General features: G+C 71.0%; 17 protein-coding genes. 11 read left to right on the forward strand and 6 right to left on the reverse strand.

Annotated features, from left to right (window positions below; translation table 11 throughout):
• Nucleotides 1–52: 52 nt before the first annotated feature.
• The 3 genes from DWB05_RS04055 to DWB05_RS04065 are packed head-to-tail and all read right to left on the reverse strand — an operon-like array spanning nucleotide 53 to nucleotide 3,192.
• Nucleotides 53–1,594 (reverse strand): aldehyde dehydrogenase family protein, encoded by a 1,542-nt coding sequence (locus tag DWB05_RS04055; protein WP_114375272.1) that lies wholly within the window; start codon nucleotides 1,592–1,594, stop codon nucleotides 53–55.
• A complete protein-coding gene (locus DWB05_RS04060; protein ID WP_114375274.1) occupies nucleotides 1,587–2,444 on the reverse strand; it encodes an NAD(P)-dependent oxidoreductase in 858 nt (285 codons plus the stop codon). The genes DWB05_RS04055 and DWB05_RS04060 overlap by 8 nt, the downstream gene beginning before the upstream one ends.
• Nucleotides 2,445–2,451: 7 nt before the next feature.
• Nucleotides 2,452–3,192: an SDR family NAD(P)-dependent oxidoreductase gene (locus DWB05_RS04065; protein WP_114375276.1), complete on the reverse strand. Its 741-nt coding sequence runs from the start codon at nucleotides 3,190–3,192 to the stop codon at nucleotides 2,452–2,454.
• Between the two features lie 124 nt (nucleotides 3,193–3,316).
• Here DWB05_RS04065 and DWB05_RS04070 point away from each other — a divergent pair, with 124 nt between their 5' ends.
• Genes DWB05_RS04070 through DWB05_RS04080 form a run of 3 tightly spaced genes read left to right on the forward strand, consistent with a single transcriptional unit; the run spans nucleotide 3,317 to nucleotide 5,584 of the window.
• On the forward strand, nucleotides 3,317–4,141 hold the full coding sequence (locus DWB05_RS04070) for a metallophosphoesterase family protein (protein WP_114375278.1): 825 nt from the start codon (nucleotides 3,317–3,319) through the stop codon (nucleotides 4,139–4,141).
• 7 nt (nucleotides 4,142–4,148) lie between these two features.
• The gene (locus DWB05_RS04075; RefSeq protein WP_232818374.1) at nucleotides 4,149–4,604 is read left to right on the forward strand and encodes a GtrA family protein; all 456 of its coding nucleotides are present in this window, start codon (nucleotides 4,149–4,151) and stop codon (nucleotides 4,602–4,604) included.
• Nucleotides 4,601–5,584: a glycosyltransferase family 2 protein gene (locus DWB05_RS04080; protein WP_114375282.1), complete on the forward strand. Its 984-nt coding sequence runs from the start codon at nucleotides 4,601–4,603 to the stop codon at nucleotides 5,582–5,584. Before DWB05_RS04075 ends, DWB05_RS04080 begins: the two co-directional genes overlap by 4 nt.
• On the opposite strand, the gene galE is transcribed toward DWB05_RS04080, so the two are convergent.
• Both galE and DWB05_RS04090 read right to left on the reverse strand, forming a co-directional pair.
• Nucleotides 5,533–6,561 (reverse strand): UDP-glucose 4-epimerase GalE, encoded by a 1,029-nt coding sequence (gene galE / locus DWB05_RS04085; RefSeq protein ID WP_114375284.1) that lies wholly within the window; start codon nucleotides 6,559–6,561, stop codon nucleotides 5,533–5,535. The genes DWB05_RS04080 and galE overlap by 52 nt on opposite strands.
• A gap of 30 nt (nucleotides 6,562–6,591) precedes the next feature.
• The gene (locus DWB05_RS04090; RefSeq protein ID WP_157967070.1) at nucleotides 6,592–7,134 is read right to left on the reverse strand and encodes a peptidoglycan L,D-endopeptidase MepK; all 543 of its coding nucleotides are present in this window, start codon (nucleotides 7,132–7,134) and stop codon (nucleotides 6,592–6,594) included.
• 212 nt (nucleotides 7,135–7,346) lie between these two features.
• Here DWB05_RS04090 and DWB05_RS04095 point away from each other — a divergent pair, with 212 nt between their 5' ends.
• The 4 genes from DWB05_RS04095 to DWB05_RS04110 all read left to right on the forward strand — a co-directional run bounded on the left by DWB05_RS04095 (nucleotide 7,347) and on the right by DWB05_RS04110 (nucleotide 11,349).
• A complete protein-coding gene (locus tag DWB05_RS04095; protein WP_232818375.1) occupies nucleotides 7,347–8,363 on the forward strand; it encodes an ABC transporter substrate-binding protein in 1,017 nt (338 codons plus the stop codon).
• Nucleotides 8,364–8,434: 71 nt separating this feature from the next.
• Entirely contained in the window at nucleotides 8,435–9,175 is a 741-nt protein-coding gene (locus DWB05_RS04100; protein WP_232818376.1) for an ABC transporter ATP-binding protein, read from the forward strand.
• A 104-nt stretch (nucleotides 9,176–9,279) separates the two neighbouring features.
• On the forward strand, nucleotides 9,280–10,038 hold the full coding sequence (locus DWB05_RS04105) for an ABC transporter permease (RefSeq protein ID WP_408608475.1): 759 nt from the start codon (nucleotides 9,280–9,282) through the stop codon (nucleotides 10,036–10,038).
• Between the two features lie 6 nt (nucleotides 10,039–10,044).
• Nucleotides 10,045–11,349 carry a cytosine deaminase gene (locus DWB05_RS04110; protein ID WP_114375290.1) on the forward strand — a complete coding sequence of 435 codons (1,305 nt, stop codon included), beginning with the start codon at nucleotides 10,045–10,047 and terminating at the stop codon, nucleotides 11,347–11,349.
• On the opposite strand, the gene DWB05_RS04115 is transcribed toward DWB05_RS04110, so the two are convergent.
• Nucleotides 11,336–11,917, reverse strand: a complete 582-nt coding sequence (locus tag DWB05_RS04115) for an NAD(P)H-dependent oxidoreductase (protein WP_114375292.1) — start codon at nucleotides 11,915–11,917, stop codon at nucleotides 11,336–11,338. The genes DWB05_RS04110 and DWB05_RS04115 overlap by 14 nt on opposite strands.
• Nucleotides 11,918–11,958: 41 nt before the next feature.
• Here DWB05_RS04115 and DWB05_RS04120 point away from each other — a divergent pair, with 41 nt between their 5' ends.
• From DWB05_RS04120 to dcd, 4 genes are read left to right on the forward strand one after another with little or no spacing between them, the layout of a single operon-like run.
• Nucleotides 11,959–12,399, forward strand: coding sequence for a cupin domain-containing protein (locus DWB05_RS04120; RefSeq protein ID WP_232818377.1), 441 nt, complete (start codon nucleotides 11,959–11,961; stop codon nucleotides 12,397–12,399).
• Entirely contained in the window at nucleotides 12,399–12,986 is a 588-nt protein-coding gene (locus DWB05_RS04125) for an NAD(P)H-dependent oxidoreductase (RefSeq protein WP_114375294.1), read from the forward strand. Before DWB05_RS04120 ends, DWB05_RS04125 begins: the two co-directional genes overlap by 1 nt.
• The gene (locus DWB05_RS04130; RefSeq protein ID WP_114375296.1) at nucleotides 12,983–13,171 is read left to right on the forward strand and encodes a hypothetical protein; all 189 of its coding nucleotides are present in this window, start codon (nucleotides 12,983–12,985) and stop codon (nucleotides 13,169–13,171) included. Before DWB05_RS04125 ends, DWB05_RS04130 begins: the two co-directional genes overlap by 4 nt.
• A gap of 55 nt (nucleotides 13,172–13,226) precedes the next feature.
• Nucleotides 13,227–13,781 carry a dCTP deaminase gene (gene dcd, locus DWB05_RS04135; RefSeq protein WP_114375298.1) on the forward strand — a complete coding sequence of 185 codons (555 nt, stop codon included), beginning with the start codon at nucleotides 13,227–13,229 and terminating at the stop codon, nucleotides 13,779–13,781.
• Nucleotides 13,782–13,831 lie beyond the last annotated feature (50 nt).

The raw sequence follows: 13,831 nt of genomic DNA on the forward strand, positions 1-13,831 counted from the left end.
GTCGGGGCGGTTGCGCTCCACGCCAGAGAATGACGCGGCCTGGCCATCCCGTCTACGGCGGAAGGTGACCGAACGGGATCGCGGGCGGATCGGCCGTCTCGATCCAGACCGCCTTGGTGCGGGTGTAGGCCGCAAGCGCCTCGCGTCCTGACGACCTGCCATGGCCGGAGGCGGCGAAGCCGCCGAAGGGGACGGAGACGTGGATGGTACGGTAGCCGTTGACCCACACCGTTCCCGCCCGCAGCGCCGCGGCGACCCGATGCGCGCGCGAAACGTCCCGCGTCCACACTCCGGCGGCAAGGCCGAAGCGCGTGCCGTTGGCGAGCGCGATCGCTTCCGCCTCGTCGGCGAAGGGAAGCACCGCCAGCACGGGGCCGAACACCTCCTCCTGCACCACCTCCGCCTGCGCCGAAGCCGGGGCGAGGATGGTCGGCGCGAGCCAGAACCCACCCTTCGGCATCCCGACCGGTGCCTCCCCGCCGCAGACCAGATGCCCGCCCTCTGCCACGGCCTCCGCCACCATCCCCCGCACCTTGGCGAATTGGCGCGCATTGGCAATCGGGCCCATCTCGGTCGCCGGGTCGAGCGGAGGGCCGACGACGATCTGGGAGGCCCCGCCGGCGAGGTCGGCAAGGAAGCGCTCGAGGATCGTGCGCTCGACGAGAAGGCGCGAGCCCGCGACGCAGGACTGGCCGCAACCGGCGAAGATCGCCGCCTGCGCCCCGCGCAGCGCCGCCTCCCGATCGCAATCGGCGAAGACGATGTTCGCGCTCTTGCCGCCGAGTTCGAGCAGGACGGGGATGCCACGCCGCGCGCAGGCGAGCGAGACGGCGGCCCCGCCCTCGGCGCCACCGACATAGGTCGCCATCGCCACCCGCGCGTCGGTGAGCAGCGCCTGCGCGGTGGTCGCGCCGTAACCGGGCACCACCGTCAGCACGCCCTCCGGCAACCCCGCCCGTTCGGCCAGGGCGGCGAAGGCGTCCGAGGTGAGCGGCGACAGTTCCGACGGCTTGAGGATGCAGGCGTTGCCGGCGGCAAGGATGGGGGCGACGTTCCAGCCGGCGGTGAACAGCGGGGCGTTCCACGGCGTGATCGCGACCACCACGCCCTGCGGCTCGTGGGTGACGAGAACCCGATGCGAGGTCGGGACGGGCACGACGCGCCCCTCGAACTTGTCCGTCCAACCCGCCCAGTAGCGCAGCATGTCGGCGACCGCCGCCACCTCGCGCCGGCAATCGCGGATCGGCTTGCCGGAGGCCGCCGCCTCGAGTTCGGCGAGCGCCTCCCCGTGCGCCGCCACCGCCTCGCCCCAGCCCCAGAGAAGACGCCCGCGCGCTGCCGCCGTCAGTCGGCACCAGGCGCGGAACCCCGCTTCCGCCGCCCGCGCCGCCTCGGCGGCCAAACGCGCCCCAGCGTCACGGTAGCGCAGGATCTCCTCCCCGGTGGCGGGGTCGACGAGCGCGATCTCCTCCTCCTCGCCGGCGACGAGGGAGCCCGCGATCCAGGCTCCGGGGACCGCCCCCTCGCCCATCAACTCCCGCCAGCGCGCCAGCGCGACGGCGCGCGAGGATCGCATCGGGCCGGTCTCACTCATCCTCAGGCTCCGCGATGAGGGCGGCAGGAACGCGGTTGAAGTCGGCAACATCCGGCACCGGGCTCGCGAGCCAGCGCCGCACCGCCTCCAGCACCAGCCCGTCGGTCAGGCCGACCGCCGCCGCGAGTTCGGCGGCGAGCCGAAGATCCTTGCGCATCAGCCCGGCGGTGAACCCCGAATCGAAGCGACCCGAGAGGATCCAGCGCGGCAGGTTCAGCTCCGTCGCCGCCGACCGGCCCGAGGCGCCGTTGATCGCCTCCAGCACGCGCGCGGGATCGACCCCGGCGCGACGCGCAAGCCCGATCGCTTCCACCGCCGCGATCAGGTTCGCGCCCAAGAGCAGGTTGTTGGCGAGTTTGGCGACCGCGCCGGCGCCGGGTCCGCCGACATGCACCACCTGCGCGGCGAGATCCGCGAGCACGGGCCGGGCGGCGGCGAGCGCCTCGGCCTCGCCGCCGGCCATCACCAGGAGCCTGCCTTCCGCAGCGCCGGTTGGGCCCCCAGAAACCGGGGCGTCGATCCAGCCGAGGCCCCGGGCGGCGAAGCGCGGGGCGAGCGCGCGCGGTGTCGCCGGCGAGACAGTTGACGTGTCCACAATCGCGCCGTTCGCGCGCAGCCCTGCCGCCGGCAGCCGCTCCGCCACCGCCCGCACCGCCGCGTCGTCGGGCAGCGAGAGCACGACCACCTCAGCCCCTGCCGCGGCCTCCTCCGTCACCGCGATCCCCGCGGCTTGAGCCTCGTCGCGCCGACCGAGCGCGGTGTCCCAGCCCCGCACGGCATGCCCCCGCTCGGCGAGCCGGCGTGCCATGGCAAGCCCCATCCGGCCGAGGCCGATCACCGCGACGTCCATGGTTCCCTCACAGGCACAAACCACCATCCACGCCGATCACCTGGCCGGTGACGTAGGACGCCTCGCGCGACAGCAGGAAGGCGATCACCGCCGCCACCTCGTCGGGCTCGCCCTTGCGGCCCATCGGGATCTCGATCTCCACCGGCTGGCCGGGCGGCAGGGCGGAAGGAACGCGCTGGTCCTTGCGGATGAAGCCCGGCACCACCGCGTTGGCGGTTGCCCCGCGCGGGGCAAGGGCGACGGCGAGCGAGCGGACGAGCGCCTCGAGCGCCGCCTTGGCGGCGGCCGAGGCCGGGAATTGCGGCAGGCGCGGCCGCATCGCATGCGCGACGAAGGACCCGATCGCGACCACCCGCCCGCCCTCGCCGAGCAGCGGCAGCGCCGCCTCGGCCAGGGCGGCGAAGGCGCGCGCGATCGGCGAGAAGGAGGCGTCGAGCCGGGCGGGCGCGAGCGCGCCCCACGGGGTCGGGTCGGCGAACCCTGCGTTCGCGACCACCCCATCGAGACGGCCGAAGCGGTCGCGGCAGGCGCGGATCAGCGCCGGCGCGATGGTCGGGTCGGCGAGGTCACCGAGCATCGTCTCGACCCGGGCACCGGCCGTCTCGGCCGCAGCGGCCACCCGGCGCAGCCGCTCCGCGCTGGCCCGGGTGTGCAGGAGGAGAGCCACGCCCGGGCGGGCGATGCGGAGCGCGGTCGCCGCCCCGATGCCGCTCGCCGCCCCGGTGATCACGATCGCGCGCTCGATCATCGCGCCGAGGCTAGGCCGGGAGGCGGGACAGCGGTAGCGGGGCAGGCGCGGCGGCGTGATCGCCGCCCCCGCTTCCGCATCGCCCCCACCCTGCTATACCGCGGGCGACCTTGGAGGCCGGTCCATGTTCAGCGTCGTGCAGGTATCGGACAGCCACGTTTCGCCACGCATTCCGCGCTTCAACGCGAACTGGGAGGCGGCGGTGGCGGCGGTGAACCGGCTTTCGCCCGATCTCGTCGTGCATACGGGCGACGCGACGCTGGACGGGGCCGACTCGGAGGAGGACTGCGCCTTCGCCGCCCGTGGCCTCGCCGCGATCGCGTCCCCCGTGCGGGTGGTGCCCGGCAACCATGACGTCGGCGACGGAGGCTCGCGCTGCCAGCCGGCCACACAGGACCGCTTGGCGCGATTCGAGCGCCATTTCGGCCCCGCACTGTGGACGGAGGATCGGCCGGGATGGCGGCTGATCGGGCTGAACAGCCAGGCGATGGGAGCAGGCGACGGGCTCGATCGCGGGGTCGCGGAGGCCGTCGGGGAGGCCCTGCGGAGCCTCGGCGACCGCCGGCTTGCGGTGTTCCTGCACAAACCGGCGCTGATCGAAGCGTTGGAGGAGGGCGAGGTCGGCTATTGGGCGGTGCCGCCCGCGGCGCGCGGCCCGCTCGCTCTTTTGCTCACCCATCCTGCGCTGCGCCTCGTCGCCTCGGGACATCTGCACGTCGCGCGGCTCGCTGCCCACGGCCCTGCCACCCTCGCCTGGTGCCCGGCGACCGGGTTCCTGGTCGGCGAGAAGCTCCTGCCCGATCCGCGGGGCGGGGCCCGCCAGCTCGGCCTGATGCGGCACGTGTTCCGCGACGACGAGGTCGAGACAGAAATCCTTCCCATTCCCGAGGCGGAACCGATCGAGATCGATTCCTTCGTCGACGAGGTCTATCCGCCCGAGCGCGGCTGAGGCGAACGTGCCCCCGAGCCCGCCCTCACCCGCCGCGCCGACCGAGGGCGTCCCCGCCCCGCTGCCGCTCGCTTCGCAGATGCTGCGCTTCGGCGTCATCGGCAGCCTCGGCTTCCTGGTCGATACGGCGACCGTGTACGCGGTGCATTTCGGCTTGGGTCTCGGGCTCTACGTCGCCGGGGTGCTCGGCTTCCTGGTCGCCGCCACCTTCACCTGGGCGATGAACCGGCGCTTCACCTTTCCCGAGGCGGAAGGGCAGGCGCGCGGGCGGCAATGGGCGCGCTTCGTCGCCACGCAGACGCTCGGCTTCCTGGTCAACCGCGGCACCTATGCCGGGCTGATCGCCTTCGTTGCCCTGGCGCGCGAACACCCCGTGCTGGCGGTCGCCGCCGGGTCGCTCGCCGGCATGGTGCTGAACTTCATCACCGCCCGCACCATCGCCTTCCGCGCGGGGCGCGCATGACGGCTCCCCGCGCGCTGCTCACGAGCGACGTCACGAGCCCCCCACGCATTGCCGTCCTCATCCCGTGCTTCAACGAGGCGGCGGCCATCGCCACCGTGGTGCGGGATTTCCGCGCCGCGCTGCCGGGGGCAACCGTCTACGTCTACGACAACAACTCGACCGACGGCACGGCGGAGGTCGCCCGCGCCGCCGGCGCGGTGGTGCGCCGCGAGCCCCTGCAGGGCAAGGGCAACGTCATCCGTCGCATGTTCGCCGACGTCGAGGCGGACTTCTACGTGCTGGTCGACGGCGATGCGACCTACGACGCCGCTTCCGCCCCGGCGATGCTCGAACTCGCGCGCACGGAGGGGCTCGACATGGTCACCGGCGTGAGGGTGGCGGAAGGAGGGGGCGCCTATCGGCGCGGCCACCGCTTCGGCAACCGCGTGCTCACGGGCCTCGTGTCTCTCGTGTTCGGCAATCGCGTCAGCGACATGCTGTCGGGCTACCGCGTGTTCTCGCGCCGCTTCGTCAAGAGCTTTCCCGCACTTGCGTCCGGCTTCGAGACCGAAACGGAGTTCACGGTGCACGCGCTCGAACTCGCGATGCCGATCGGCGAGCTGCCGGTGCGCTACCGCGAACGCCCTGCCGGCACGGCAAGCAAATTGAACACGATCCGCGACGGTGTGCGCATCCTGCGCACCATCCTCCAGCTCGTGAAGGAGGAGCGACCTCTGCCCTTCTTCTCGATCGCCGCCGCGCTCTTGTTCCTCATCGGGCTTGCGCTGTTCTGGCCCGTGCTGCTGACCTATCTCGAGACGGGGCTGGTGCCGCGGCTGCCCACCGCCATCCTGTCGCTCGGCCTCGTGCTGCTCTCCTTCCTTTCGCTTGCCTGCGGGCTGATCCTCGACACCGTGACGCGCGGGCGGCAGGAAGCAAAGCGCATCGCCTATCTCGCCATCCCGGGCCCGCTCGCCGCGGCCGAGGCGCGCGACCCGTAGCCGTCCGGGTTCGCCTGCCGCCAGGCCCAGGCGTGCGCGATGATGGTGTCGAGGTCCGGGAAGCGCGGTGTCCAGCCGAGTTCCCGCCTGATCCGGTCCGACGAGGCGACGAGCGCGGGCGGATCCCCCGGCCGGCGAGGGCCGATCACGTGCGGCACCTTCCGCCCCGTCACTCGTTCCGCCGCCGCGATCACCTCGCGCACCGAATGCCCCTGCCCGTTGCCGAGATTGTAGCGCACGCTGCGCTCCCGGATCGCCTCCAGCGCAAGCAGATGCGCGGTTGCGAGATCGGCGACGTGGATGTAGTCGCGGATGCAGGTGCCGTCGGGCGTGTCGTAATCGTCGCCGAACACGGTGAGCGGCGGGCGGCGCCCCGCCACCGCGTCGAGCACGAGGGGAATGAGGTGCGTCTCCGGCCGATGATCCTCGCCAAGCCTGCCTTCGGGGTCGGCGCCGGCGGCGTTGAAGTAGCGGAGCGAGGCCGATTTCAGCCCGTGGATCCGTTCGGCCCACAGAAGGGCGCGCTCGAGCCAGGCCTTGCTCTCGCCGTAGGGAGAGCCGGGGTCGATCGGCTCGTCCTCGTCGATCGGGATTCGTCTGGGGTTGCCGAACAGTGCGGCGGTCGAGGAGAGGACGAACCGAGTCACGCCGTGCGCGACCGCGGCCTCGATGAGCGCGAGCCCGACGCGCGCGTTCTCGGCCATGTAGCGGTAGGGCTCGCGCATCGAGTCGCCGACGAGGGAGAGGGCAGCGAAATGCAGCACGCCATCGATCGGGCCGAGGGCGAAGACACGGCGCAGAGCCTCCGGATCGTCCGCCCGGCCGCGCACCAGCACGGCGGCTTCGGGAACCGCGGCGGCATGCCCGGTCGAAAGGTCGTCGAGCACGATGACCCGATGCCCGCGCGCGAGCAGGGCCAGCACGCAATGGGAGCCGACGAAGCCGGCGCCGCCGGTGACGAGGAACGTTTCTGCCATGGTTCGGTTCGCTCTCGTTGCGAGGAAGCATCACCACCGACGCCTCGGGCCGGTGTCGAGATGCACGAACGGGCTCGCCCCGCGATAGAGACCGACCCCGCCGCGACCGAGCTGCCGCGCGGCGCCGACGAGGCCGAGCGGGTGCAGGCCGGGACGACGGATATCGATCGCGCGACCCTCCGTATGCAGGCTCGTTTCCGCCGCCCGCCCCCAACGCGCGGCGAGTTCGGCCTGGGTGGCCGGCGTACGGTAGGCGGAAATGACCTCGAAGCCCCGGCCCGGGATGCGCCGATCGAGCAGCCAAAGCGTGTCGAGAAGGGCGGGGTCGATCGGATGCGCCTGGTCCGCGCGATGATCCCTCAGCAGCCAGGCGAGGCGGGCGGCGGCGGCCGGATCGTGCTCTGCCCCCCAGGCATAGACTCCTTCGAAGCGTTCGCCGGTGTTGAGGTTGAAGAGGGCAAGGCGCCTCGGCTCCCCGCCAGCGAAGGCGGGAGCCGCGAGAGACGCGGCGACGGGTGCCACCAGCAGCAGCCGGCGTGGCAGAGGCGCGCAACAGGGACAGGCCTCGGACATGGCGGCGCGACCCTGCGACGCGCCGCTGACGGGGGCAAGAGTGCCGAAAGGGGCGGCATCCTGCCTCTCCGGCGGGCAGGGCGGCAGGACGCGGTTCAGATTGGCGTGACCTCTCGCGCGCATGACCGTTGCATCCCATTTGCATGCTGCGGAATGGTTAAGCGCGCGCGAACGAGCGGCGCGGAATCTTAGCGGGAACGGGAGACGAAGCGATGACGATGATGAAGTGGCGAATCGATCGGCGGCGCGCCCTCGGCCTCATCGGCGGCGCCGCCTTGGTTCCGGTGCCCGGCGCGCGCGTCAACGCCCAGGTGCTCGACAAGGTGTCGTTCCAGACCAACTGGCGCGCCCAGGCCGAGCATGGCGGCTACTACCAGGCGGTCGCGGCCGGCATCTATCGCCGCTACGGCATCGACTGCGACCTGCGCATGGGCGGGCCGCAGCAGAACCCCGGCCAGCTCCTGGTCGCCGGCCGCGTCGACATGATCATGTCCGGCGGCTTCTCGGCGCTGAACTACGTGCGCGAGGGCCTGCCCTTCCTGTGCATCGCCGCCATCATGCAGAAGGATCCGCAGATCCTGATGACGCACGAGGGCAACGGCATCAACAGTTTCGAGGACATGCGCGGCCGGCCGATCCTGGTCGGCGCCGTAGGGCGCGTGACCTACTGGCCCTTCCTGCGCACCAAGTTCGGCTTCACCGACGACCAGATCCGTCCCTACACCTTCAATCTCGCGCCGTTCCTGCAGGACAGGATGGCCATCCAGCAGGGCTTCCTCTCCTCCGAACCCTACGCCGCGCGCCAAGCGGGAGCCAACCCGAAGGTGTTCCTGATCGCCGATGCCGGCTTCGAGAACTACCAGACCACGATCGACGTCTCCCGGCGCATGATCACCGAGAAGCGGGATCTCGTGCAGCGCTTCGTCAACGCCACCATCGAGGGCTGGTCGCAGTACATGCGTCGCCAGGACATCGAGGCGGCGAACCGCCTCATCATGCGCGACAATCCCGAAATGACGCAGGACAAGATCGACTACGCGATCGATGCGATGAACCGCCACGGCATCGTCCTCTCCGGCGACGCCGAACGCCTCGGCATCGGGGCAATGACGGACGAGCGCTGGGAGCGCTTCTACACCACGATGGCGAACGCCGGCGTCTATCCGCAAGGCATGCCGTTCCGCAACGCCTACACGCTCGAGTTCGTCAACAAGCGGGTCGGCCTCTGAGCACGACGACGACAGCGCCTGCGGCGGAGTGGGCGGCGCCGACACGCCGCCCGCTCGTCCGGCTGCGCGGGGTGGAGAAACGGTTCGCCAACGGCACGCTCGCGCTCCGCGGTGTCGATCTCGACATCGGACGCGGCGATTTCCTCTCCCTCCTCGGTCCTTCCGGCTGCGGCAAATCGACCTTGCTCCGCATCCTCGCCGGGCTGATCGCGCCCTCGGCCGGCTCGCTGGATTGGCCGACTGCGCCCTACGACGCGCGCGGGGCGGCGCAACCGAAACTCGGCTTCGTCTTCCAGGAGCCGACGCTGATGCCGTGGGCGACGGCGCTCGCCAACGTCGCGCTCCCGTTGCGGCTCGAAGGCATGCCGCGCGCCGAGCGGGAGGATCGCGCCGCCTCCGCTCTTGCTCGGGTCGGGCTTGCCGGGTTCGAGAAGGCCTATCCGCGCGCGCTGTCGGGCGGCATGAAGATGCGCGTCTCCATCGCCCGCGCCCTCGTCACCAGCCCCGACATCCTGCTGATGGACGAACCGTTCGCGGCACTGGACGAGATCACCCGCTTCCGCCTCAACAACGACCTGCTCACCATCTGGCAGGAGGCCCGCTTCACCGTGGTCTTCGTCACCCACTCCGTGTTCGAGAGCGTCTATCTCTCCGAACGCGTGGTCGTCATGGCCGCGCGTCCCGGCCGCGTGGTGCGCGAGATCGCGATCGCCGCACCCTACCCGCGCGATGAGGCTTTCCGCACCTCGGCCGAGTACGCAGCACTCTGCCGCACGGTCAGCCTCGGCCTCGGCGAGGCGATCGCGGCATGAGCGAGGCGATCGCGCTGCCTCGGCTCGAGGAGGAGGAGGCTCGGCCGCGCCCGGCGGTACGACGGGTGCTGGGCCTGCCGCGTGACGCCTGGCCGCGCATCCTGATGCCGCTCCTGATCGGCATCGCCTCGCTCGCGGCCTGGGAGATCGCGGTGAGGGTGAACGAGGTGCCGCCCTGGATCGTACCCGCGCCCTCCGTCATTTGGGCCACGCTTCTGCGCGATTGGCACACGCTTTCCGTCTCGCTCTGGATCACGCTGCAGATCACCTTCGCCGCCCTCGCCGTCGCTGCCGGCCTCGGCCTCGCTCTCGCCATCCTGTTCGCGCAGTCGAAGTGGATCGAACTCAGCCTCTTTCCTTACGCGGTGGTGCTGCAGGTCACGCCGATCGTCGCCATCGCGCCCTTGATCATCATCTGGGTCGACGATGTCCGGCTTGCCCTCCTCATCTGCGCCTGGATCGTCGCTTTCTTCCCCATCCTTTCCAACACCACGCTCGGGCTGAATTCGGCCGATCACAACCTGCGCGACCTGTTCCGTCTCTATCGCGCCTCTCGCCTGCAGGAGCTCTTCTATCTTCGCCTGCCGGCGGCGATGCCGCTCTTCCTCGCCGGGCTTCGCATCTCGGGTGGGCTTGCGCTGATCGGCGCCATTGTCGCCGAATTCGTCGCCGGCACCGGCGGGCGGGCGTCGGGGCTCGCTTACCGCATCCTCGAGGCCGGCTACCAGTTGCAGATCCCGCGCATGTTCGCCGCCCTGTTCCTCATCTGCGTGACGGGGATCGTGATCTTCCTCGTCCTCGGCCTCGTCCAGCACCTGCTTCTTCGCCACTGGCACGAGAGCGCCATTCGCCGCGAAGGCTGACCTGCGATGACCTGGTGTGCCTTGCCCGAAACCGGGGCCTATTGGCTGCGCGACGTGCGCCTGCCGGGCGATCCGCCCGAGCAGCTCGACCGCGCCGATCTGCGAATCGAGGCCGGGCGGATCGTCGCGATCGAACCGCTCGGGACGGCGACCGAGGGCCCCTCGGCCGATGGCGGTATGGTGCTTCCTTGCTTCGTCGATGTGCACACGCATCTCGACAAGGGCCACATCTGGCCGCGCTGCCCCAACCCGGACGGCACCTTCATGGGTGCGATCACGGCAGTGTCGAACGATCGCGGCGCCAACTGGTCGGCGGAGGACACGCGGGCACGCTTCGAGTTCGGCCTGCGCTGCGCCTACGCGCACGGCACGGCGGCGATCCGCACCCATCTCGACACCTACCTGCCGCACGGCCGCACCACCTGGCGGGTGTTCGCCGAGTTGCGCGATGCCTGGGCCGGCAGGATCGACCTGCAAGCCTCCTCCATCTGCCCGATCGACCGTCTCGCCGGCGATGAGGGGGTCGCTCTCGCCGATCTCGTCGCCGAACACGGCGGGGTGCTCGGCTTCGTCACCCGTTTCACCGGCCAGGGCCACGACGCGATCCCCCCCGGCTTCCAGGACCTGCTGGATCGCGCCTTCCAGCTCGCCGAAGAGCGCGGTCTTGCGCTCGACCTGCACGTGGACGAGAGCGGGGAGACGGCCGCCGCCACCCTGCCGATCATCGCGCGCACCGCCATCCGGCGCGGCTTCCGCCAACCCATCCAGGTCGGGCACATCTGCTCGCTCAGCCTGCAGCCCGATGCGGTGATCGCGGAGACCATCCGCCTCGTGCGCGACGCCGGCATCGCGGTGGTGTCCTTGCCGATGTGCAACATGTACCTGCAGGACCGCGCCCCGGGTCGCACGCCGCGCTGGCGCGGGGTGACGCTCCTGCACGAGCTCGCCGCCGCCGGCGTGCCGGTCTCCGTCGCCTCCGACAACTGTCGCGATCCGTTCTACGCCTACGGCGATCACGACATGGTGGAGGTGTTCCAGTCCGCCGTGCGCATCGCGCAGCTCGATGCCCCGCTCGGCCGCTGGCCCGAGGCGGTGACGCGTACGCCGGCCGCGGTGATGGGTCTGGCCGAGCGCGGCGTGCTGCGTCCCGGTGCGCCGGCCGATTTCGTGCTGTTCCGCGCCCGCTTCTGGCACGAACTCCTCGCCCGCCGCCAGGCCGACCGCATCGTCATCCGGGCGGGACGCGCGATCGATACCAACTTGCCGGACTATCGCGAACTCGATGCCCTGGTCGGCCTCACCAGCGGCTGAAATGGGCCGCCACGCGATCGCGAAACGCCTCGCATTCGGCGCGTGTGCGCCGGTCCATGCGCGTGAGCGACAGCCACTCGAGCCTGCAGCCCCGCGCGCACAGGCGCCGGATGCCGCGCCCGATCAGCTTGCGGTCGGGGTTACCGATGGCGAGGAGCAGCCAGCGCGGGCTGCCATAGGTGGTCACCACCGCGAGCCGGCGGATGTTCGGCAACCCCGGTCTGATCGCGCCGGGGCCGAGCGAGAAGGCGACGCCAGGGACCCAGACGCGGTCGAACCAGCCCTTCAGCATCGCCGGCATGCCGTACCACCACGTCGGGTGCACGAGCACCAGCGCTTCGGCCGCGCGCAGGCGCGCCACATGGTCCTCGATGCCGATGAGGTTGTCGCCCTCGGTGTGGTAACGCCTGCGTTCCTCGGCGGAAAGCGCGGGGTTGAACCCCTCGGCGTAGAGATCGACCAGGTCCACCGCATGGCCCCGGCTCTGCAGGCTCGTCACCACGGCATCGCGCAGCACCGCACAGAAGCTGTCCGCGCGGGGATGACAGTACACGACGAGGACGCGCATCGTTCCTTCCCGAGAACCAACCCTGCAGAGGAGATGCAGCCATGATGCCAGCCCCTGCGATTGCCAAGAGCCCCGACACCTATCGCGCGTTCAAGATCAAGCCCGCGGACACGAACTGGTTCATCCCGCTGCTCGACCCGGTGGCGGATGGCGTTTCCTTCACCTGGGTGGTCGAGGTGTTCGCCCCGGGCGGCGCGACGCCCCCCAACACGCACGAGGCCGCGGAGGAGGCGTTCATGGTTTTGCGCGGGCGCGGCGTGGCGCGCGTCGCGGGCCAGGCCATCCCCCTCTCGCCGGGTGCCTGTTTCGTCGTGCGCGCGGGCGAGGAGCATGTGGTGGAGAACCCGGGGCCCGATCGTCTCTATTGTCTCACCGTGATGGCTCCCGACGAGGGCTTCGCCGCGCTCATCCGCAACGGTACGCCCTGGCCGATGGACGAGGAGGATCGGGCGGTGGTGACGGGCCTCGCGGCAGGAGGCTGATGCGCGTCCTTTTCATCACCGCCCATCCGGTCGAGACCTCGTTCAACGCCGCGGTGCACGCGGCCGCCCTGCGCGCCTTGCGCGAGGCCGGCCACGAGGTCGACCACTGCGATCTCTACGCGGAAGGCTTCGATCCGGTGCTGTCGCGCGAGGCCCGGCTCGTCTACCACGACCCCGCGCGCAACCGGGCCGGGGTGGAAGGCTACGTGGCGCGGTTGCAGGCCGCCGAGGCCTTGGTGCTCGGCTTCCCGGTCTGGTGCTTCAACGTGCCGGCCATCCTCAAGGGCTGGTTCGACCGGCTGATCCTGCCCGGCGTCGCGTTCGAGCTCGAAGGCGGCAAGGTCACGCCCACCTTGCGCCACATCCGCGCAGTGGCCGGCATCGCCACCTACGGGCGGCCGCGCTACATGGCGTGGTGGATCGGCGACCCGCCGCGCCGCATCGTCACCCGCTACCTGCGCTGGTTCGTTCGGCCCGGCGCCCCCATCACCTATCTCGCCCACTACCACATGAACGTCTCGACGGACGCGACCCGGGCGCGTTTCATCGCGCGCGTCGAACGGGCGATGCGGCGTTTCGGCGCATGAGCGGCAAGAAGCCCACGCTGAGCGACGCGGGCCGGGCGGAGGCGGAAGCCCGCCGCGCCCGCGAGGCGGCGGCCCTGCGCGAGAACCTGCGCAAGCGCAAGGCCCAGGCGCGGGCGAGAGAAAAGCCGGGCCCCTCCTCCGCCGCAGGGCAGCCACCGCCGCGCGACCCGCACGGCGAGGCTTGACTCGCGGGGCGGGGCGTGGCCCGTGCCGCCACCGCCCGCGCGGGAGCCCCTGTCCATGCCCCTGATGCCCGACACCTGGATCCGCACCATGGCGCTCGAACACGGCATGATCGAGCCCTTCGTCGAGAAGCAGGCGCGCGACGGCGTCATCTCCTACGGGCTCTCTTCCTACGGCTACGACGCGCGCGTCGGCCACGAGTTCAAGATCTTCACCAATGTCGATGCCGCGGTGGTCGACCCGAAGGCCTTCAACCCGGCTTCCTTCGTCGATCGCACGACGGACGTTTGCATCATCCCGCCCAATTCCTTCGCCCTTGCCCACACCATCGAGTATTTCCGCATCCCGCGCGAAGTCCTCGTCATCTGTCTCGGCAAGTCGACCTACGCGAGGTGCGGGATCATCGTGAATGTCACCCCGCTGGAACCGGAATGGGAGGGCCAGGTGACGATCGAGATCAGCAACACCACCCCCCTCCCCGCCCGGATTTACGCCGGCGAGGGCATCTGCCAGTTCCTGTTCCTCAAGGGCGAGTCGCCGTGCGAAACCTCCTACGCCGATCGGGCGGGGAAATACATGCGCCAGCGCGGCGTCGCCCTGCCACGGCTCTGAGGCCCACGGCGGACGCAGAAGGCGAGAACGAGGAAGGCGAGCAAGGCGCG

Origin of the sequence: Elioraea thermophila (ex Habib et al. 2022) (assembly GCF_003336755.1) — a bacterium.
GTDB lineage: Bacteria > Pseudomonadota > Alphaproteobacteria > Acetobacterales > Acetobacteraceae > Elioraea > Elioraea thermophila.